Origin of the sequence: Pseudomonas sp. FP1742 (genome assembly GCF_030687145.1) — a bacterium.
GTDB lineage: Bacteria > Pseudomonadota > Gammaproteobacteria > Pseudomonadales > Pseudomonadaceae > Aquipseudomonas > Aquipseudomonas frederiksbergensis_D.
Map to the genome: position 1 here is coordinate 3,040,647 of NZ_CP117460.1, position 20,439 is coordinate 3,061,085.

At 60.6% G+C, this 20,439-nt stretch carries 15 protein-coding genes, 1 tRNA gene and 1 pseudogene; 12 read left to right on the forward strand and 5 right to left on the reverse strand.

Annotation, left to right across the window (positions count from 1 at the left end):
* The first annotated feature begins 12 nt into the window (after positions 1 to 12).
* Together PSH64_RS13435 and PSH64_RS13440 are read left to right on the forward strand one after the other, a co-directional pair.
* Positions 13 to 921, forward strand: a complete 909-nt coding sequence (locus tag PSH64_RS13435; RefSeq protein ID WP_305480934.1) for a zeta toxin family protein — start codon at positions 13 to 15, stop codon at positions 919 to 921.
* 104 nt (positions 922 to 1,025) lie between these two features.
* Positions 1,026 to 2,945 (forward strand): PAS domain-containing sensor histidine kinase, encoded by a 1,920-nt coding sequence (locus PSH64_RS13440; RefSeq protein ID WP_305480935.1) that lies wholly within the window; start codon positions 1,026 to 1,028, stop codon positions 2,943 to 2,945.
* Positions 2,946 to 3,169: 224 nt separating this feature from the next.
* Here PSH64_RS13440 and PSH64_RS13445 read toward each other — a convergent pair whose 3' ends face one another.
* From PSH64_RS13445 to PSH64_RS13455, 3 genes and pseudogenes are all read right to left on the reverse strand, one after another.
* The gene (locus PSH64_RS13445; protein ID WP_105341669.1) at positions 3,170 to 3,637 is read right to left on the reverse strand and encodes a hemerythrin domain-containing protein; all 468 of its coding nucleotides are present in this window, start codon (positions 3,635 to 3,637) and stop codon (positions 3,170 to 3,172) included.
* 257 nt (positions 3,638 to 3,894) lie between these two features.
* Positions 3,895 to 4,098, reverse strand: a pseudogene (locus PSH64_RS13450) (SDR family oxidoreductase); the annotation flags it as partial.
* Between the two features lie 195 nt (positions 4,099 to 4,293).
* Positions 4,294 to 5,442: a MalY/PatB family protein gene (locus tag PSH64_RS13455; protein ID WP_305480936.1), complete on the reverse strand. Its 1,149-nt coding sequence runs from the start codon at positions 5,440 to 5,442 to the stop codon at positions 4,294 to 4,296.
* A gap of 335 nt (positions 5,443 to 5,777) precedes the next feature.
* Between PSH64_RS13455 and fdnG the strand changes: the two genes are divergently transcribed.
* The 7 genes from fdnG (at position 5,778) to PSH64_RS13490 (ending at position 14,913) form a co-directional block, all read left to right on the forward strand.
* The gene (fdnG, locus tag PSH64_RS13460) at positions 5,778 to 8,843 is read left to right on the forward strand and encodes a formate dehydrogenase-N subunit alpha (RefSeq protein WP_305480937.1); all 3,066 of its coding nucleotides are present in this window, start codon (positions 5,778 to 5,780) and stop codon (positions 8,841 to 8,843) included.
* Complete coding sequence (gene fdxH, locus PSH64_RS13465; protein ID WP_105341656.1) at positions 8,844 to 9,788, forward strand: formate dehydrogenase subunit beta; 945 nt, start codon at positions 8,844 to 8,846, stop codon at positions 9,786 to 9,788.
* Entirely contained in the window at positions 9,785 to 10,438 is a 654-nt protein-coding gene (locus tag PSH64_RS13470) for a formate dehydrogenase subunit gamma (RefSeq protein WP_305480938.1), read from the forward strand. Before fdxH ends, PSH64_RS13470 begins: the two co-directional genes overlap by 4 nt.
* Before the next feature lie 4 nt (positions 10,439 to 10,442).
* Positions 10,443 to 11,381, forward strand: a complete 939-nt coding sequence (fdhE, locus tag PSH64_RS13475; RefSeq protein ID WP_305480939.1) for a formate dehydrogenase accessory protein FdhE — start codon at positions 10,443 to 10,445, stop codon at positions 11,379 to 11,381.
* 65 nt (positions 11,382 to 11,446) lie between these two features.
* Positions 11,447 to 12,895: an L-seryl-tRNA(Sec) selenium transferase gene (gene selA / locus PSH64_RS13480; protein ID WP_105341648.1), complete on the forward strand. Its 1,449-nt coding sequence runs from the start codon at positions 11,447 to 11,449 to the stop codon at positions 12,893 to 12,895.
* Complete coding sequence (selB, locus tag PSH64_RS13485; protein ID WP_305480940.1) at positions 12,892 to 14,811, forward strand: selenocysteine-specific translation elongation factor; 1,920 nt, start codon at positions 12,892 to 12,894, stop codon at positions 14,809 to 14,811. The genes selA and selB overlap by 4 nt, the downstream gene beginning before the upstream one ends.
* 6 nt (positions 14,812 to 14,817) lie before the next feature.
* Positions 14,818 to 14,913 (forward strand) — tRNA-Sec (locus tag PSH64_RS13490).
* Positions 14,914 to 14,932: 19 nt separating this feature from the next.
* Here PSH64_RS13490 and PSH64_RS13495 read toward each other — a convergent pair.
* Positions 14,933 to 16,285, reverse strand: a complete 1,353-nt coding sequence (locus tag PSH64_RS13495; protein WP_305480941.1) for an OprD family porin — start codon at positions 16,283 to 16,285, stop codon at positions 14,933 to 14,935.
* Between the two features lie 49 nt (positions 16,286 to 16,334).
* Positions 16,335 to 16,988, reverse strand: coding sequence for a hydrolase (locus PSH64_RS13500; RefSeq protein ID WP_105341643.1), 654 nt, complete (start codon positions 16,986 to 16,988; stop codon positions 16,335 to 16,337).
* 247 nt (positions 16,989 to 17,235) lie between these two features.
* Between PSH64_RS13500 and PSH64_RS13505 the strand changes: the two genes are divergently transcribed.
* The 3 genes from PSH64_RS13505 to PSH64_RS13515 are packed head-to-tail and all read left to right on the forward strand — an operon-like array spanning position 17,236 to position 20,227.
* On the forward strand, positions 17,236 to 18,201 hold the full coding sequence (locus PSH64_RS13505) for a tripartite tricarboxylate transporter substrate binding protein (protein ID WP_105341641.1): 966 nt from the start codon (positions 17,236 to 17,238) through the stop codon (positions 18,199 to 18,201).
* A gap of 1 nt (position 18,202) precedes the next feature.
* Positions 18,203 to 18,694: a tripartite tricarboxylate transporter TctB family protein gene (locus PSH64_RS13510; protein ID WP_105341638.1), complete on the forward strand. Its 492-nt coding sequence runs from the start codon at positions 18,203 to 18,205 to the stop codon at positions 18,692 to 18,694.
* Positions 18,695 to 18,718: 24 nt separating this feature from the next.
* Positions 18,719 to 20,227 carry a tripartite tricarboxylate transporter permease gene (locus PSH64_RS13515; RefSeq protein WP_305480942.1) on the forward strand — a complete coding sequence of 503 codons (1,509 nt, stop codon included), beginning with the start codon at positions 18,719 to 18,721 and terminating at the stop codon, positions 20,225 to 20,227.
* Positions 20,228 to 20,439: the final 212 nt, after the last annotated feature.

Here is a 20,439-nt window from a genome sequence, read left to right on the forward strand (position 1 = left end):
GGAAATCAAGGTATGTCAGTAGCACCGAATTACGCTTACACCCCGGAACAAGTCACCGCAGCGTTCACTGAAATCACCACCACATTATTCAGTGGCATCACCGCCGAAACACTCCCCAAAATGCTGATTGTCGCGGGGGTACAGGGCTCGGGTAAGACCTATTTGCTGGAAAAAAGCCTTTTGCCCTCCAAGCGCTATGCCAACTATGTCCGTCTGTACTTGCCCGAATACCGAAAAAAACACCCTCAATACGCAGAAATGATCAAGCTCGGTGTCCTGCACGCTTATGAAAATACGGAGGCTTTTGTGCGGGATGTCAGCACGAAGATCTTCACCGAGGCGTTTAAAAACAAATACAACATCATCATGGAGTGTGCATTCGACAGCATCGATTTCGCGGCTTTCCCACCGATAGCAACGGTTGCCGGCTACCAGTTCGAAACTCACATCGTCGCCTGCAATCAGGAGTTCGCTCATGTATCGAGCATCAAAAGAGCACTGAAAAGCCTGGAAGATCAGGAAATGGAAAGATTTCTCCCGGCATCAAAGCTGGAGGCCAGCATGAGATACGCACAAGCGATCATCCCGGCCTTCGAGACAGCCGCAAAGGCGATCAGCGGCTCGCAAATCATCTTGTACGAACGTGGGTTTGGTGGTTTGAAAGACCGTGTCTTGCGCGCTCAGAGCACCTACACCAAGGCTGCCGACGGAGCGATCGACTCGACGACACTCAACACGCATTTTTCCCACGGCGTCTATTCCGACATCATCGACAAGCATGTCTTCGCGATGACCGACCGGGACGAAATGGTCAAAGAGTGTCATGTGGCGTTGCATAAGTCCCGGACTCATGCCCGCTATGTCCCGAACTTCGTCTACAACGAGCTGTACGCCTATATCGTCAAATACGTGCATCGGTAATTCGTCCCGTCACTGCGACACACCAACGTATTGGTTTTTTTTGGACCTTCCACCCGTTTGGTTTGTCGCATATTCAAGAAGAACAACAATAAGGGCAGGGTTCAATGAGCGATGACCGGACCAAGAATGCCATTGAAGAGATGCGCTTTCGGCTGCTGATAGATGCGGTGGTCGACTACGCGATCTACATGATTGACCCCGATGGCATCATTACCAGCTGGAACGCTGGCGCCAAGCGATTCAAAGGGTATGAAGAAGCGGAGATTCTCGGCCAGCACTTCTCGCGTTTTTATACCCCGGAAGACCGCCAGGCCGGCTTGCCTCAGCGCGCCCTTGATACCGCCATTAACGAAGGGCGTTTCGAAGGCGAAGGCTGGCGGGTTCGCAAGGACGGCACGCATTTCTGGTCCCACGTCGTGATCGATCCCATTTTCGATCCGTCGGGCAAGTTGCTGGGTTTTGCCAAGATCACCCGGGATTTGACCGATCGCAAGATGGCCGAGGAAATCCTCAAGCAAAGCGAGCAGCAGTTCCGGCTGCTGGTTCAAAGCGTTACGGACTATGCCATCTACATGCTCGCCCCCGATGGACGCCTGACCAACTGGAATCCGGGGGCGCAGCGCATCAAGGGTTACCGGCCAGAAGAAGTCATCGGTCAACATTTTTCGATTTTCTACACGCCTGAAGACCGTGAAGCCGGCGAACCGCAGCGGACGCTGGACATTGCGACTCGCGAGGGCCGATTCGAAAACAAGGCCTGGCGCGTTCGCAAAGACGGTACGCGCTTTTTCGCGCATGTCGTGGTCGATCCGATCTGGGGCGACACCGGTACATTGCTGGGATTTGCCAAGATCACCCGGGACATCACCGAGGTGACACAAGCCCAGCAGGCGCTTGAACAAACCCGCGAAGCGTTGTTTCAGGCGCAGAAAATGCAGGCCATCGGCCAACTCACCGGGGGCATTGCCCACGATTTCAATAATCTGCTGACCGTTATCCTCGGCAATCTGGAAATCGTGCGCAAACGTGCAGCGGACGATCCGAGAATTACCCGCCTGCTCGACAACGCGACCCAGGGTGCCTTGCGCGGCGTTTCCCTGACCCAGCGCATGCTGGCGTTTGCCAGGCGTCAGGAACTCAAGACCGAACCGGTCGAGATATCGACGTTGATACAAGGGATTACCGGGTTGTTGCGCAGTTCTCTAGGGCCTTCTGTAAGCATAGAAGCCTGCTTTGCACCCGAACTCGAACTTGTCATGGCCGACGTCAATCAGCTTGAACTGGCGGTACTGAACCTGGCGACCAACGCCCGCGATGCAATGCCCGACGGTGGAAAACTTCTCATCAGTGCCCGGATGGAGGAGGTCTGCGATCAGACGAAGTTATCCCTTGCGGCCGGTCGTTACGTCTGCCTGAGTGTCACGGACACGGGGGAGGGTATGGATGACGCTACCCTGGCGTTGGCCATGGACCCGTTCTTCACCACTAAAGGCGTCGGTAAAGGAACAGGCCTGGGGTTGTCGATGGTTCACGGGTTTATCGAACAACTGGGCGGGCGCTTCATCCTGAAAAGCCAGAAGGATGCCGGCACCACTGCCGAACTCTGGTTACCCGTCGCAGTCGCAGGCTCGACCACCGAACCCGCTACCGAGCAGGCCTCTGCGTCGCGGGTGCCCAGTTTGTGTGTGTTGGTCGTTGACGATGACAGCCTGGTGTTGACCAGTACCAGTTTGTTGCTTGAGGACCTTGGCCATCGGGTGATCAGTGCCGCGTCCGGTGCCCAGGCACTGGAGTTGTTCGACAACGGATATGACATTGACCTGGTGATTACGGACATGGTCATGCCCAGAATGAGTGGCGCACAACTGGCACAGGCGATCCGGGCCTTGAAGCCACAGCTGCCGATCATCCTCGCCACCGGTTACGCCGAGCGGCTGGAAGGCTTCGCGGCCAGACTTCCGCGCCTGTCCAAGCCTTTTACCCAACTCAACCTGGTGGAAGTCATTGCTCTGGTCATGAAGTGAATGACAGAGGCACTCGGGTCCAAAAAGTCCTTGTTCGTCACAGCGGTAAAACCTGCGTTCACTTGTAGCAGCTGTCGAGCTTGCGAGGCTGCGTTCGGCTGCACAGCAGTCGTTAATCCGCGCTAACGCGGTGTGTCTGATGTACCGCAAGTTCTGGTTTGACGACTGCTTCGCAGCCGAACGCAGCCTCGCAAGCTCGACAGCTGCTACAGACCGCGTTTGTATTAAGCCGCTAGTCCATACTCTTTTTTATACCGAGCTTTAAGGCTTTCCATCTCTGCGCCCAACTCCTCAAGCGTCGTTTTGCTCAGCAGCTTTTTGGCCTGAGGAAACATTTCCTTTTCCTCTTCTTCGATGTGATGTTCCAGCAACTCCTTGACCACTTTCACTCGGCCGGCGAATTGCGGGGTAGAGGGATCGGTGGTTTTCAGGTCGGGAAGCACCAGCGAATCGACAGTGCGATGTTCTTCCTTGGCTTCGTAATACATCACGTCCTGCTCTTTGCCCCCGGCCTTTTTATAGGCCGGGTACAAGACTTCTTCTTCCAGACGTGTGTGGATCGAGATCTCCATTTCCAGCTTGGCCAGCAATTCGGTGCGTTTTTTTACACCACGCTCGGTGGATTCACTCAACTGGCTCAGGATGTCTTTTACACGTTCATGGTCGGCTTTCAACAGGTCAATGGCGTTCATGGTCGAACCTCTTGTTTAGTCACGGGTCAAGCGCAAAACGGTGTTCTCCCCGTCAGTCGCTCCTATGGTTGGAGCATTTCCCGTGCCTGTTTTTGTACTAAAGATAAACTCATTGAAAACAGTCGGTTACGGTTGACCGCGGGTGGCCGTCGTCGTGCAGCCTGCATGAATCGGCGTAGCTGTTCAGTGCAGGTTGACCGAAGCCATGACGAGACCGCAGGGTATCGGTGATGCCCCAAAATCCGATGACTAACAAGTCAGAGCATCGGTTTGCCGCCCGTGACGCCATACCGTTGCCCGGTGATGTAACTGGCCTCATCCGAGGCCAGCAGCACATAGATCGGCGCCACTTCCACGGGCTGACCCGGACGGCCGAGCGGGGTGTTCGCACCGAAGTTTTGCACCTCGTCCTCGGGCATGGTCGAGACAATCAGGGGTGTCCAGATCGGCCCCGGCGCTACGAGGGTTGACCCCGGTCCGTTGTCTTGAGTTCGGTTGGAGTTCCGCAATCGGCAAAAGCACACAAATCCCTTGTGGGAGCGGGCTTGCTCGCGAAGACGGCCTTACAGTCAAAAGGGATGTCGCCTGACACTCCGCCTTCGCGAGCAAGCCCGCTCCCACATTTGATCCGTGTTGTTCTTGAGTTCGTGGAAGAGTCAGCGGTGACGCAAGCTGCGCTCCATCCGCGCGATCCCTTCTTCCAGCAACGCCCGTGGGCAGCCGAAGTTCAGGCGCACGAATTGCCCGGTGTTATCGCCGAAGTCCAGCCCGGCGCTCAGCCCGACCCTGGCCTGTTCGAGGAAGAACTGCTGCGGGTTGTCCAGTTCCAGCGCCGTGCAATCGAGCCACGCCAGGTAAGTGCCCTGGGGCACGTTCATGGTTACGCCCGGCAACCGCGTGCGAACCGCTTCCACCAGATAATCCCGATTGCTTTGCAGGTAGGCCATGAGTTCGGTCAGCCATGGGCGGCCTTCGCTGTAAGCCACGCGAGTGGCTTCCAGGCCCAGCGGGTTGACGCTGTCGACCATGCCGCAGCGGGCGTGGTTGACGCGATGGAGTAGCGCGGCGTCCTGAATGATCATGAACGCCGTCTTCAGGCCGGCGATGTTGTAGGCCTTGCTCGCCGACATCAGGGTGATGGTGCGCTTGGCGATCTGCGGGCTGAGCGAGGCAGTGGGAATGTGCACGCGCCCGTCGAAGCACAGCTCGGCGTGGATCTCGTCGGAGATGATCCAGGCGTCCTGCTCCAGGCAGATATCGGCGACCGCTTGCAATTCTTCCCGGGGGAAAACCTTGCCCAGCGGGTTATGCGGATTGCTCAGCAGCAACGCTCCGCCGCCTTGCAGTGCCTGGCGCAAGGCATCGAGTGGCGTGGCATACGTACCATCGGCCAGCGTGTTGAAATCCAGTTCGATTTTGTTCAACTGCCAATGGGCCGGCGCATGGCGCAGTGGCGGGTAGTTGGGCGTCTGCACGACCACGTTCTGCTGCGGCTGAACCAGCGCATGCAGGGCCATGTTGAACCCCGACTCGATACCCGGCAGGAACACCAGTTCCTGGGGTTGCACACGCCAGGCGTACTTGCTCCACAGGTCGGCGACGATGGCGTCACGCAATTCATCCTGGGCCACGCTGTAACCGAGCATCGGGTGTTCCAGGCGTTTTTGCAGGGCCTGAATGATCGCGGGCGGCGCGGCGAAGTCCATGTCAGCGACCCACATCGGCAATACGTCGGCCGGGTAACGGCTCCACTTGGTACTGCCGGTGCCATGGCGGTCGAACACCTGATCAAAATCGAAAGTCATGCTCAGTCTCATAAAAGGCAGAGGGGTTAATCCGGCGCTCATGATAAGCGCCAACCTTTGCTGCTGGCGAGTTGCGCAGCACGGCATGACCGGTAAGCCGCCGACGGTCGGTTTTCAGACGGTGTACTACAACATTGTCTAAAGTTCTAATTGGCGGTAGTTCCGTTACCGTCACCGTAAAAACCGGCCAACGCACAATGCCAGTCAGTTATGCAAAATCCCTGTGGGAGCGGGCTTGCTCGCGAAGACGGCGGAACAGTCAACATTGATGTCGCCTGACATACCGCTTTCGCGAGCCAGCCCGCTCCCACATTCCACCTGATCAGGAGTGCACGATGGACCTCAACCGTCGTCAGTTCTTCAAGGTCGCTGGTCTCGGCCTTGCAGGATCCACCCTCGGCGCGCTGGGCATGGCCCCGACGCCAGCCTTCGCCGAACAAGTGCGTCATTTCAAGCTCGCCCATACCCATGAAACCCGCAACACCTGCCCGTATTGCTCGGTCGGTTGCGGCTTGATCATGTATAGCCAGGGCGATAACGCGAAGAATGTCGCCCAGAGCATCATCCACATCGAAGGCGATGCCGACCACCCGGTCAATCGCGGCACCCTCTGCCCCAAAGGCGCAGGCCTGCTCGATTTCATTCACAGCCCCAGCCGCTTGCAATACCCGCAGGTGCGCAAGCCCGGCACCAAGGAGTGGACGCGCATCTCCTGGGATGAAGCGCTGGATCGCATCGCCGACCTGATGAAGGCCGACCGCGACGCCAATTTCATCGAGAAGAACGCCCAGGGGCAAACGGTGAACCGCTGGCTGACCACCGGTTTCCTCGCAGCGTCGGCCTCGTCCAACGAGGCGGGTTACATCACCCACAAGGTCATTCGCAGTCTGGGCATGCTGGGGTTCGATAACCAGGCACGTGTCTGACATGGCCCGACGGTGGCAAGTCTTGCCCCGACGTATGGCCGTGGAGCCATGACCAACCACTGGACCGATATCGCCAACGCGAATCTGGTTCTGGTGATGGGCGGCAACGCCGCAGAAGCGCACCCTTGCGGTTTCAAATGGGTGACCGAAGCCAAAGCCCACAACAAGGCGCGGCTGATTGTGGTCGACCCGCGTTTCACCCGTACGGCCTCGGTGGCTGACTATTACGCACCGATCCGCACCGGCACCGACATCGCCTTCATGGGCGGGCTGATCAATTACCTGTTGACCGAAGACAAGATCCAGCACGAGTACGTGCGGGCCTATACGGACGTGTCGTTCATCGTCAAGGCCGGCTACGGTTTCGAGGACGGCTTGTTCAGCGGTTACGATGCGAGCAAGCGCAGCTACACCGACAAGTCCGGCTGGGGCTATGAGATTGGCGAGGACGGCTTTGCCAAAGTCGATCCGACCTTGCAGGACCCACACTGCGTCTATCAATTGATGAAGCAGCATTACAGCCGCTACACCCTGGAGCTGGCCAGTCAGGTCTGCGGCATGCCCGTGGACGCGATGAAGAAAATCTGGGAAGAGATCGCCACGTGTGCGCAACCGGGCAAGACCATGACGATTCTCTATGCCCTGGGCTGGACCCAGCATTCGATCGGCTCGCAGATGATCCGCAGCGCGGCCATGGTGCAACTGCTGCTGGGCAACATCGGCATGCCGGGCGGAGGCGTCAACGCGTTGCGCGGGCACTCCAACATCCAGGGCCTGACCGACCTCGGCTTGCTGTCTAACCTGCTGCCCGGTTACCTGACCCTGCCGGCCGAAGCCGAACAGGACTACAACGCCTACATCGCCAAGCGCGCCCTCAAGCCGCTGCGTCCCGGGCAGATGTCCTACTGGCAGAACTACGGCAAGTTCCACGTCAGCCTGATGAAGGCCTGGTACGGCGCCAATGCCACCGCCGAGAATCACTGGGGCTACGACTGGCTGCCGAAGCTGGACATTCCCGGCTACGACATCCTGAAAATGTTCGACATGATGGGCAAGGGCCAGGTCAATGGCTATATGTGCCAGGGCTTCAACCCCATCGCCGCCTTGCCGGACAAGAACCGGGTGATGAAGGCGCTGGCCAAACTCAAGTGGCTGGTGGTGATGGACCCACTGGCCACCGAGACCTCGGAGTTCTGGCGCAACGTCGGGCCTTACAACGATGTACAGACGGCCGACATCCAGACCGAAGTCATCCGCCTGCCCACCACCTGTTTCGCCGAAGAAAACGGCTCGCTGGTCAACAGCGGTCGCTGGCTGCAATGGCACTGGAAGGGCGCCGATGGCCCTGGGCAGGCGCGCACCGACGTGAAAATCATGGCCGAGCTGTTCATGCGCCTGCGCCAGCGCTACCAGGCCAACGGCGGCGCCTGGGCCGAGCCGATCCTCAAGCTCGACTGGCCCTACAAAGTGCCGGAGGACCCGACGCCGGAAGAACTGGCCCGGGAATTCAACGGCTACGCCATTGCCGATGTCACCGATGCCTCGGGTGCGGTGGTCAAGGCCGGTCAGCAACTGTCCAGCTTCGGCCAGCTCAAGGACGATGGCAGCACGGCGTCCGGGTGCTGGATCTTCTGCGGCAGCTGGACCGAGCAGGGCAACAACATGGCCCGGCGTGACAACAGCGATCCTTTCGGCATGAAGCAGAACCTGGGCTGGGCCTGGGCCTGGCCGGCGAACCGACGGATTCTCTACAACCGCGCCTCGTGCGACCCTCAGGGCAAACCGTGGGATGCGAAAAAACGGCTGGTGTGGTGGAACGGCAAGGTCTGGACCGGCACCGACGTGCCCGACTACAAGGTCGATGTGCCGCCGGAAGCCGGGATGAACCCGTTCATCATGAACCCCGAAGGCGTGGCGCGGTTCTTCGCCCTCGACAAGATGAACGAAGGGCCATTCCCCGAACACTATGAACCGTTCGAGACGCCCATCGGCATCAACCCGATGCACCCCACCAACAAGCAGGCGACCAGCAACCCGGCCGGGCGGATCTTCGATTCGGTCTGGGACACCCTGGGCCAGGCCAAGGACTTCCCTTACGCGGCGACCAGCTACCGGCTGACCGAACACTTCCACTTCTGGACCAAGCATTGCCCGATCAACGCCGTGACCCAGCCCGAGCAGTTCGTCGAGATCGGCGAGGCGCTGGCCAAGGAGAAGGGGATTGCCGCCGGCGACCGGGTTCGGGTCAGTTGCAAGCGCGGGCATATCGAAGCGGTGGCAGTGGTGACCAAGCGGATTCGTCCGCTGCAGGTCAACAATCAGGTGGTGCACCAGATCGGTATCCCGTTGCACTGGGGTTTCACCGGCGCCACCCGCCACGGTTACCTGACCAACACCCTGGTGCCGTTCCTCGGCGATGGCAACACTCAGACCCCGGAATCCAAGTCATTCCTGGTCAACGTGGAGAAAGTCTAAATGGCCAGCCAAGACATCATCGCCCGTTCGGCCACCACCACCGTGCCGCCCTCGGTGCGCACCCAGGAGGAAGTGGCCAAGCTGATCGACACCACCAAGTGCATCGGCTGCAAGGCTTGCCAGGTCGCCTGCTCGGAATGGAACGAGCTACGCGACGACGTCGGTCACAACCTCGGCACCTACGACAACCCCCACGACCTCAGCGCAGACACCTGGACCCTGATGCGCTTCACCGAGCATGAAACCGACGCCGGCAACCTCGAATGGCTGATCCGCAAGGACGGCTGCATGCACTGCGCCGAACCCGGTTGCCTGGCGGCATGCCCGAGCCCCGGCGCGATCATCAAGCACGCCAACGGTATCGTCGACTTCGATCAGGACCACTGCATCGGCTGCGGTTATTGCATCACCGGTTGCCCGTTCAACATCCCGCGCATCTCGCAAAAGGACCACAAGGCCTACAAATGCACGCTGTGTTCGGACCGGGTGGCGGTGGGGCTGGAGCCGGCCTGTGTGAAAACCTGCCCGACCGGGGCCATCGTGTTCGGCACCAAGGAAGACATGAAGGAACACGCCGCCGAACGCATCGTCGACCTCAAGAGCCGTGGCTTCGACAACGCCGGTTTGTACGACCCCGAGGGCGTCGGCGGCACCCACGTCATGTATGTGCTGCACCATGCCGACACGCCCAGGTTGTATGCCGGTTTGCCGGATCACCCGGCGATCAGTCCGCTGGTGGACCTGTGGAAAGGCCTGAGCAAACCCCTGGCGCTATTGGCCATGGGCGCGGCGGTGCTGGCCGGGTTCTTCCACTACGTGCGCGTCGGCCCACAACTGGTCGAGGAGGACGAACATCCGACCACCGTCGACCCCGCCGTGCATGAATTCGATCCGTCGGTGCACACCTTCGATCCGAGCAAACCGGGCGGGGAGGACAGGCCATGAACGACAAACCGATCCTGCGCTATACCGTCAACCAGCGCACCAATCACTGGCTGGTGGCAATTCTGTTTCTCATGGCGGCGCTGTCGGGGCTGGCCTTGTTCCATCCGGGGCTGTTCTGGCTCAGCAACCTGTTTGGCGGTGGTTCGTGGACGCGCATTCTGCATCCGTACCTGGGCGTGACGATGTTTGTGCTGTTCCTCGGCCTGGTGTGCAGTTTCTGGCGGGCGAACTACTTCATCACCAACGACCGGCTGTGGCTCAGGCGTGTCGGGCATGTGATCCGTAACGAGGAGGAGGGCGTGCCGCCGATCGGCAAATACAATCCGGGGCAGAAGCTGCTGTTCTGGGTATTGCTGAGCTGCATGCTGGTGCTGCTGTTCAGCGGGCTGGTGATCTGGCGTGCCTGGTTCAGCGCGTACTTCGGCATTACCAGCATTCGCTGGGCGATGCTGCTGCATGCGTTGGCGGGGTTCATCCTGGTGCTGAGCATCATCGTCCACGTCTATGCGGGTATCTGGATTCGCGGTTCGGTCCACGCCATGGTGCGTGGCCGGGTCAGCCGCGCCTGGGCGAGAAAACACCATGAGCTCTGGTACCGGGAAGTGACCGGTGACGAAACCCCTGAGCGACCGATCAGCAAAAAAGGATAACCCCTTGGCCACGATCCTCGAGCCTGGGCAGATAGAAGCGGCGGCGAGTTCACCGCCGTTTCTGTACCTGCCACCGAACAACCTGTTCACCTTGCGCGCGTTGCGCCTGGAACGTTTGGCGGACGGCCATCCCATGGCGGACTACCTGCGGTTGATCGCGGGGTTGTGTCATGTCCAGCAGCAGCTGATGGACGACCCGCCTGTGACGGCCTCCCCCGATCCCGAACGCCTGCGGCTGTGCCAGCAACACGGCTTGCCACCGTTCGCCGCCGACAGCCTGGCGCGTGAAGACGTTTGGTTGCCGTATCTCGACGCCTTGCTGCAGCGTTATCAGGCACCGCCTCAACCGGCGATTGGCACCGCGTTGGCGACCTTGCGCAATGCCAACGCCGGGCAACGCAAAGCCTGGGCGATTGCCCTGGTCAGCGGCCAGTATTCCCTGCTACCGGCAGCGCTGGTGCCGTTTCTCGGTGCCGCGCTGCAAGCGGCCTGGAGCCATTGGCTGCTCCGCACGCCCAACCTTGAACTCCATCTGCAGCGCCAGCATGGCGACAGCCTCAGCCAATGCCCGGCCTGCGGTTCGCCGGCGATGGCCGGGGTGATTCGTCATCGCGGCAAATACAACGGTTTGCGTTATCTGGTGTGCTCGCTGTGCGCCTGCGAATGGCATGTGGTGCGGGTCAAATGCGTGTATTGCGAACAGAGCAAGGGGCTTGAATACGTCAGCTTCGAGGATGATCGGCACGCCGCCAATCAGGCACCGCTGCGGGCGGAGGTCTGCCCCGGCTGCAACAGCTACCTGAAACTGATCTACCTGGAAAACGACGCCGAAGCCGAAGCCCTGTCGGCGGACCTGTCCAGCCTGATGCTGGACATGCGTCTGGAGCAGGAAGGCTACCAGCGGCCCGCGCCGAACCTGATGCTCGCGCCCGGAGGCGACTGAGTTAATACCTGTCAGCTCAGGGGCTACACTCAGACGCGACGGTCAATCGCTTCCGGGAGCCTCTGATGCGCGCAACGTCTGCCAGCCACGCCTTGCGGCTGCCTTCCATCGACAGCTTGCTGCGCCATCCCGCCTGCCAACCGCTGGCCGAGCGTTACGGGCGCGATGCGCTGCTGGCCGGCCTGCGGCAATTGCTCGATGACTTGCGCGAGCCGGTGCACAACGGTGAACTGGCTGCCATTGAAATTGCCCCCGATGTATTGGCGGGCAGGGCGGGCGAGCGTCTGGCGATTCAGCATCGCAGCCAGGTCCGGCGGGTGTTCAACCTCACCGGTACGGTGCTGCATACCAACCTCGGGCGGGCATTGTTGCCGGAGGAAGCCATTGAAGCCGTGCAACTGGCCGCCCGTTATCCGCTCAATCTGGAGTTCGACCTGCGTAGCGGCAAGCGCGGCGACCGGGACGACTTGATCGAGGGCTTGATCCGCGAACTGACCGGCGCCGAAGCGGTCACCGTGGTCAACAACAACGCCGCAGCGGTGTTGCTGGCCCTCAACAGCCTGGGCGCACACAAGGAAGGCATTATTTCCCGTGGTGAGCTGATCGAAATCGGCGGCGCGTTTCGCATACCCGACATCATGGCCCGAGCCGGGGTCAAACTGCACGAAGTGGGCACCACCAACCGCACCCATGCCCGGGACTACGAGGCGGCCATCGGTCCGCGCAGTGGTCTGCTGATGCGGGTACACGCCAGCAATTACAGCATTGAAGGCTTCACGGCAAAGGTGCCGACGGCGGAGTTGGCGCAACTGGCTCACCGCCACGGACTGCCCTTGCTCGAAGACCTCGGCAGCGGCAGCCTGCTGGACCTGACCCGCTGGGGCCTGCCCGCCGAACCGACGGTGCGCCAGGCACTGCTCGACGGCGCGGATATCGTCACCTTCAGCGGCGACAAACTGCTTGGCGGCCCCCAGGCCGGGCTGATTGTCGGTCGCAAAGAGTTGATCGCGAAGATCAAAAAGAACCCGCTCAAGCGGGCACTGCGGGTCGACAAACTGACCCTGGCCGCTCTCGAAGCGGTGTTGGCGCTGTACCGCGATCCCGATCGTCTGGCCGAACGCCTGCCGAGCCTGCGCTTGCTGACCCGGCCCCAAGCCGACATCCTCGCCCAGGCCGAACGCTTGCAACCGTCATTGGCGCAGGTGTTGGGCGATGGCTGGAGCGTCAGCCCGGTGCCGGCACTGGGCATGATCGGCAGTGGCAGCCAACCCGTGGCCCGGTTGCCAAGCGCGGCGTTATGCCTGCGCCCCAACGTTTCAAAACGGCTGCGGGGGCGACGCTTGCTGGGGCTGGAGGCGGCGTTCCGGCGGTTACCGATTCCCGTGCTCGGGCGTATCGACGATGACGCCTTGTGGCTCGACGTGCGCCAACTCGACGACGAAGCAGCCTGGCTGGCGCAGCTCAATCAGCTGGCGCAATTCGATCAACTGCAGGAGGAGGGCCGGGACGGGTGATTGTCGGCACGGCGGGGCATATCGATCACGGCAAGACTTCCTTGCTCCAGGCACTGACCGGGCAGGCCGGTGATCGTCGCCGCGAAGAACGCGAACGTGGCATGACCATCGACCTGGGCTATATCTATGCGGCGCTGGAACCGGGCGCCGCCCTGACCGGTTTTATCGACGTGCCCGGCCATGAGCGCTTCACCCACAACATGTTGGCCGGCGCTCAAGGGATTGATCTGGTGTTGCTGGTGGTAGCGGCCGATGACGGCGTCATGCCCCAGACTCGCGAACATTTGGCGATTGTCGAGTTGCTGGGCATTCCTCGGGCGCTGATTGCAATCAGCAAGTGTGACCGGGTTGACCCGGCTCGGGTGCGGGCTGTTCGTGAGCAGATCGAAATATTACTGGCGCCCGGACCGTATGCCGGCGCGCCGCAAATCCCGCTGTCGAGTGTCACTGGCGAGGGTATCGAGACTCTGCGTCAGGCTTTGCTGGATGCGCAGCATGAGGTTGTTCAACGCAGCGCCAGCGGCGGTTTTCGTTTGGCGATTGATCGGGCCTTCAGCGTGGCTGGTGCCGGTATCGTGGTGACCGGTACGGCGTTGTCCGGCCAGGTGGCGGTGGGCGATACGCTGGTGTTGAGCCCGCTGGGTAAACCAGTGCGGGTGCGTGGCCTGCATGCACAGAACCAGGCGGCTGACAACGCAATGGCCGGGCAGCGAGTCGCGCTGAACCTGAGTGCCGAGCGTTTGGCCCTGGAGCAGATTCATCGTGGCCATTGGCTGTTGGCCGAATGGCTGCATGCGCCCACTCAGCGCCTGGATATCGAGATGACGGTGTTAGCCAGCGAAGCGCGAAGCTTCGAACACTTTCAACCGGTGCATGTGCATCTCGGCACCCAGGACATCACGGGGCGAGTGGCCTTGCTGGAGGGCGCGAGCCTGGCCCCGGGGGAGCAGATGTTCGCGCAACTGCTGGTCAATGCGCCGGTACTGGCGGTGAAGGGCGACCGCTTGATCCTGCGCGACCAAAGCGCCCAACGCACCCTCGGTGGTGGGCGGGTGCTCGACCCGTTCGCCCCGGCCCGACAGCGCCGTAGCCTCGAACGATTGGCACAACTGCAAGCGCTGGCCACCACCAACCGCCTGGAAGAAGCACTGCCGGCGCTGTTGGCCAACAGCGACAACGGGCTCGATCCGCAGCGTCTGGAGCGCCAGTTCAATCGTCCGCGCCAGACCTGGGAATTGCCCGATGACGTGTGCATGATCGATACACGGCAGGGGCCATTGCTGTTCAGCGCAGTGCGTTGGGAAGCCTTGAAAGCGCCGCTGCTGGAACACCTCGCACGTTTTCATCAACTCGAACCGGACCAGATGGGACCGGACCGGGATCGCCTGCGTCGCTTCGCCGGCACGGTACTGGATCGCTCGACTTTCATCAGTCTGCTCGACGAATTACTGGCCAGCGGAGCCATCGTGGCCAGCGGCCCGTGGCTGCATTTGCCCGATCATCAAGTGCGTTTGAGCGAGGACGACGAAAGCCTGTGGCAACAGCTACAGCCGCTGTTCGAACAGGCGGGTTTCGATCCGCCGTGGGTGCGTGATCTGGCTAAAGCCACCGGCCATGACGAAGCTGCCGTGCGCCTGCTGCTGCGCAAGATGGCGCGGTTGGGACTGCTGCATCAAATCGTTCGCGACCTGTTTTACACCGACACGCTGCTGCGCCGATTGGCGGCTATGCTGGTGCAACTGGCCAGCGATAACCCGGTGATTCAGGTCGCCGCATTTCGCGATGCGGTGGGCCTGGGGCGCAAGCGCAGTATTCAGATTCTTGAATACTTCGACCGCATCGGCCTGACCCGCCGCTTTGGCGACCGGCGCCACCTGCGGCTCGACAATGCACTGGCCCAACAAGCGGCAGGCTGAGTTCAAGGAAGGCAATCGCGCCCGGTGGCGCGGCCGGGCTTCAAACCCGGTTGGGGACGGCATCCGTTCCCGGGCAGGTTCGACTCCGGCTGCCTTCCGCCATTTCCACGGTGAGGTTGAATCACAGATGCCCGAAGGTCAGTGGGTACTGGATGACGACGTAAACCCTGTCGATGTCATCGCCCGCCTGAGCGGTGTTGGCCCGATGAGACACATGGGACAGTTGCATTGACAACCCCTTGGCGGCGCCTGACTGCACGATGTAGCGCAGGTCGATGTCGCGCTCCCAATGCCGCCCGCCATCGCCCTGTTGGGGTACGTACTCGCCGATGGTCGGGTCGAACGGGTTGTAGGCCCCACCCTTGGGCGCACGGGTGCCGTCGATGTCGCTGCCCCTGACATAACGCGTCATGAAACTCAGGCCGGGGATGCCATAAGCGCCGAGGTCGAGGTCGTAGCGTGCCTGCCAGGAGCGTTCATGGGCGCCGTTGAAGTCGGCGTACTTGATCGAGTTGGCCAGGTAAATGGAGTCGCCACCGACGAAGTCGAACGGTGTGTCGCCATTGATGCGTTGCCAGGCCAGGGTGAAGGCATGGGCATCAAGGGTGTATTTGCCCGACAGGCTGTAGGCGGTGTTGTCGATGGCGCCGGCCAGCGCCTTGCCGGTGTCCTGCGTGCGGTACAGGTTGGCGTCGAGGAACACGGCGGACTGTTTCAGGTGCAGGTTGGCGTAATACTGGTGCCAGGTGTCGCTCAGCTCGGAGGCGTATAAGGCGCCGCCGACAGGACTGTGCGTGAACAGGTCGGTGCCCAGAAACGTGATGCCACCGGCTTCGGTGTTGGCGCCGTAGCCGTAAAAGTTGCCCTTGCTTGTTGTGTTGTCCTGATTCTTGAACGCCGTGAAATGACCCGCCACCAGTTTCATGTCGTCGATTTCGTTGCTGTTCAACAGAAAGCCTGTGGCGTATTCCGGTTGCAGGCGTTTGTCGGCAGTGTCGAACACCGGGGTTTCCACGGTCATTTCACCGAAGGCCAGGGTGGTTCGGGAGGCCCTGATTTTCAGTGCTCCACCGGCACTGGAATAGTTGTCTTCGCTGCGACCGTCACTGTCCAGCGGCAGTAACCCGGTTCCCGAATGCCCTTTGCCGCCGTCGAGCTTCAGCCCCATAAAAGCGTGGCTGTCGACGCCGAAACCTAGCGTGCCGGGGGTGAATCCAGATTCAAATGAGCCGATAAAGCCTTGAGCCCACTCTTGTTTGTAGTTCTTGCCCGAAGGCTGGGGTGAGCGGTAGTCGCTGTTGAGGAAGAAATTTCGACTGAGCACTTCAAGCTTCCCGCCTTCGAGAAATCCTTGCGCGGAATCCGGTGCCTCATCCGCCAGGGCTGTTCCGGCAAAAAATACGAAGAGCCAGAAGGACGCCCTGGGTACGTCCTTCCGCCCGGAAATGCGCGGGAGGGTTGGTAAAGAAAACATCATTAATCTCCCGCCTGAAACAGCGACTCCGAAGAGTCGCTATTTATTCTCAATGGCCTTCAGAGGCGTGGAACATGGTCTTGGCGTAGATCAGGCCCAGACCATAGGCACCACCGTTGGCGATGGAGGTTTTCACCGTCTCGTCGTACGTCTCGCTACGTGCCCAGTCGCGCTGCAGTTCAAGCAGGTATTGCAGCGATGTCATTGGGCGGGCACCGAGCTGGATCATGCGTTGCACGGCCATTTCATGGGCTTCGATGGAGACATCGCCACAGGCATCGGCGATGAAGTAAACCTCGAAGCCTTGGTCCAGGGCCGACAGTGCCGGGCCAACGATGCACACGGAGGTCCACAGACCGGCCAGGACGATTTTCTGTTTGCCGATGGCGTTGACTTCAACGGCAATGCGCTCGTCTTCCCAGGTGTTCATGCTGGTACGGTCGATCACTTTGTGTTCCGGGAACACCGATTTGATTTCGTCGAAGATCGGGCCGGAGAAGCTCTTCTCGGCGACGGTGGTGAGGATGGTCGACACCTTGAAGCCCCGGGCTGCCTTGGCCACCAGTGCGGCGTTATTGCGCAGGGTGACGGCATCGATCGACTTGGTCGCAAAGGACATTTGCGATTGGTGATCGATCATGATCAGGGTGTGGTCGGTCGGGTTCAGCAGGGTTTTGCCAGGTGCTGCTTTTGCGATGGCCATGATGATGTCCTTGCAAGTGGATTGTGGATTGGTTCACAAGGCCCATGGTTGCGCAGATTTCGACGCAGATATTGAGTCGATGTGCTGTTTTTGATTCAAGGCGCATTAGCACAAAGGTGGTCGGCAGACCGTGTAAAGGCCGTCAATAAACACAACTATGACCTACGCTTATTTGCAGACGCATGCTCACCGAGCAGGGACTATTCCCTGATCGACAACAACAAGAACGGTTATCCGGAGACGTCTCATGTTTGCACTGGCCCGTCGATTCAGCAGCAACCTCGCCGCTTTCATTACCGCCGCCGCGCTCGCATCCCCTGTGTTTGCGCTGGACACCGTCAAGTTCATGGCCCCGGGCTCGGTCGGTGGTGGTTATGACCAGACCGCACGGGTGTTGGGTAAAGCCATGGTCGAGGCCAAAACGGCCAAAGCCGTCACCTTCGAGAACAAGGGGGGCGCCGGTGGCACCCTCGGCTTGGCACAATTTGCCAACGGCACCAAGGGCGACCCGAATGCGCTGATCGTGGTCGGTGCGATCATGGTGGCGTCCATCGAGCAGAACAAACCGCAAATCACCTTGAAGGACGTGACGCCGATCGCCCGGTTGTTTACCGAATACAACGTAATCGCCGTACGCGACGACTCTCCCTACAAAACCCTGGAAGACTTGCTCAAAGACTTCAAGGCCAACCCATCCAACATCAAATGGGGCGGTGGCTCCAAGGGGTCGATCGACCACATCGGTATCGCCGAACTGGCGAGCAAAATGGATGTGCCCGTCAACAAAGTGAATTACGTCGCCTTCGCCGGTGGCGGCGAAGTCGTCGCCGCGGTGCTGGGCGGCCATATCACGGTGATCACCGGGGGCTACGCCGAGCTGGCCAAATACGTGCAGTCCAAGCAGTTCCGCTTGCTCGCCATCGGCGCGCCCAACCGTGTTGACGGCATCGATGCACCGACCCTCAAAGAGTCTGGCTACGACGTGACGATCGGCAACTGGCGGGGTGTTTACGGCGCAGCGGGCCTCACGCCTGAACAGCGCAAAGAGCTGACGGAAGCGGTGTTGACCGCCACCAAAAGCACCGTCTGGCAAGAAAACGTGAAAACCAATGCGTGGTCACCCAGCATTCTGACCGGAGATGATTTCGGCAAATTCGTCGACGAGGAGCACGGACGCCTGCGCGCGATGCTGGTCAAGGTCGGGCTGCTTTGAGATGGCCGGGCGCTGGAGCGTAAAGCCTGCCCAACTGGCGATTGGCGTCAGTATTGTCGTCATCAGTGCGGTATTGGCGGTCGGCGCCTCGCGGTTTCCCGCCGAGATGGGGTTCGTCATCATGCCGGCCTACGTCTACCCCTATGCCGTTGCGGCATTTCTGGGCGCCGTCGGCCTGCTGATGTGCTATCAGGCGCTTACCGGCGGTTTTCGCAACCTTGCCGATGATCATGAAACCTCCACGGCAGAGCCCGGCGGCAAGTCCGGGGCGACCTGGGTCACGGCAGGGCTGGTGGGTGTCGCGTTGCTCATCTCCTACATCGGTTTCGTATTGGCCGCTGCCTTGTTGTTTGTCTGTTCGGCCCGGGGCTTCGGCAGTCGCAGCCCGGTGCGGGACCTGGCCATCGGCATTGCCCTGACGCTACCGATCTACTGGCTTTTCACCGCCGGGCTAGGGGTTTCCCTTCCGCCCTTGATCAACGCCTGGATCTGATCCAGGCCGCAGGAGGTCGACAAGGTGGATATTCTCTCGAATCTGGCCGTCGGCTTCGCTGGCGCGCTGACGCCGATCAATCTGATGTGGGGTTTTATCGGCTGCCTGCTGGGTACCGCGATTGGTGTTTTGCCGGGAATCGGCCCGGCGCTGACCGTTGCCTTGCTGCTGCCGATTACCGCCAAGGTCGATCCGACCGGGGCGCTGATCATGTTCGCCGGCATCTATTACGGTGCTCAGTTCGGCGGCTCCACCACCTCGATCCTGCTCAACACCCCAGGGGAATCGTCCTCGATGGTCACGGCCCTGGAAGGCAACCTCATGGCCCGCAACGGTCGGGCAGGCCCGGCACTGGCGACGGCCGCCATCGGTTCATTCGTGGCCGGCACCATTGCGACTATCTTGCTGACGTTGTTAGCGCCCCTCGTGGCCACGCTGGCGCTGAAATTCGGGCCGGCGGAGTATTTCGCGATTCTGGTGCTGGCCTTCACCACCGTGTCGGCAGTGCTCGGCGCGTCGATGCTGCGCGGCTTTGCTTCATTGGGCATCGGGCTGACCATCGGATTGATCGGCCTCGACTCGACGTCAGGCATTGCCCGCTACACCTTGGGAGTTCCCGAACTGGTCGATGGCATCGAAGTGGTGCTGGTCGCGGTGGGGTTGTTTGCCGTCGGTGAGGCCTTGTACGGCGTGCTTTACCAAAAGGAAGAAACGGCCGGCCGACACCGCCTGACCTCGTTGTGGATGACTCGCGCCGACTGGAAACGCTCGGTCCCGGCGTGGCTACGGGGCACCTTGATCGGTTTTCCCTTCGGATCGATTCCGGCCGGTGGCGCGGAAATCCCGACGTTCCTGTCCTATTCCACTGAACGCAAACTCAGCAAGTACCCGAAAGAATTCGCCGCCAGCAAGGGCGTAGGCGCCATCGAAGGCGTCGCAGGTCCCGAGGCGGCGAACAACGCGAGCGCCACCGGCTCACTGGTGCCGCTGCTGACCCTGGGCATACCGACCTCCGCCACGGCGGCGATTCTGTTGGCGGCGTTCCAGAACTACAACCTGCAACCGGGGCCGCTGCTGTTCCAGACCTCGGGCGAGTTGGTCTGGACCCTCGTGGCCTCCTTGTACATCGGCAACGTCATCCTGCTGGTGCTGAACCTGCCGCTGGTGGGGCTGTGGGTCAAACTCTTGCAAATCCCTCGGCCGTACCTGAACGCCGGGATCCTGGTGTTCGCCACCATCGGCGTGTACGGCATGCGCCACTCATCCTTCGACTTGTTCCTGATGCTGGGCATCGGCTGGGCGGGGGTGTTGATGCGGCGTTTCGATTTTCCCGTCGCCCCGGTGATCGTCGGCATGCTGCTGGGGCCGATGGCGGAAAAACAGCTGCGCAACGCCTTGTCCATCAGCCAGGGCGATTGGATGATATTCGTGACGCAACCGATTGCGGCGTCGGTGCTGGCGTTGACGTTGTTGGTGTTGCTGGTGCCGTATCTGCTGCATAAGCGTGGGATCAAGTTGCATGAGGATGATTGACGGCTGATTACCTGGCTCCCAGCGCGATCTGTAGCAGCTGCCGAAGGCTGCGTTCGGCTGCGAAGCAGTCGTGTATCCGACTGACGCGGTCTGCCTGACATACCGCATTCGCTCCCGGGCAAAGCGTAGGAACGTGGCGCACAAATTTTCCGGAAATTTCTGACAGAGTCTCTCGTTGCTACGCTCCAGTACGCCCCTTATAGTTCCGGCTC

Bases quoted from the DNA above. Each gene is read 5' to 3' on its own strand.
- PSH64_RS13435 (WP_305480934.1), top strand. From the start codon at position 13: ATGTCAGTAGCACCGAATTACGCTTACACCCCGGAACAAGTCACCGCA.
- PSH64_RS13440 (WP_305480935.1), top strand. From the start codon at position 1,026: ATGAGCGATGACCGGACCAAGAATGCCATTGAAGAGATGCGCTTTCGG.
- PSH64_RS13445 (WP_105341669.1), bottom strand. From the start codon at position 3,637: ATGAACGCCATTGACCTGTTGAAAGCCGACCATGAACGTGTAAAAGAC.
- PSH64_RS13455 (WP_305480936.1), bottom strand. From the start codon at position 5,442: ATGACTTTCGATTTTGATCAGGTGTTCGACCGCCATGGCACCGGCAGT.
- fdxH (WP_105341656.1), top strand. From the start codon at position 8,844: ATGGCCAGCCAAGACATCATCGCCCGTTCGGCCACCACCACCGTGCCG.
- PSH64_RS13470 (WP_305480938.1), top strand. From the start codon at position 9,785: ATGAACGACAAACCGATCCTGCGCTATACCGTCAACCAGCGCACCAAT.
- selA (WP_105341648.1), top strand. From the start codon at position 11,447: ATGCGCGCAACGTCTGCCAGCCACGCCTTGCGGCTGCCTTCCATCGAC.
- PSH64_RS13495 (WP_305480941.1), bottom strand. From the start codon at position 16,285: ATGTTTTCTTTACCAACCCTCCCGCGCATTTCCGGGCGGAAGGACGTA.
- PSH64_RS13500 (WP_105341643.1), bottom strand. From the start codon at position 16,988: ATGGCCATCGCAAAAGCAGCACCTGGCAAAACCCTGCTGAACCCGACC.
- PSH64_RS13505 (WP_105341641.1), top strand. From the start codon at position 17,236: ATGTTTGCACTGGCCCGTCGATTCAGCAGCAACCTCGCCGCTTTCATT.
- PSH64_RS13510 (WP_105341638.1), top strand. From the start codon at position 18,203: ATGGCCGGGCGCTGGAGCGTAAAGCCTGCCCAACTGGCGATTGGCGTC.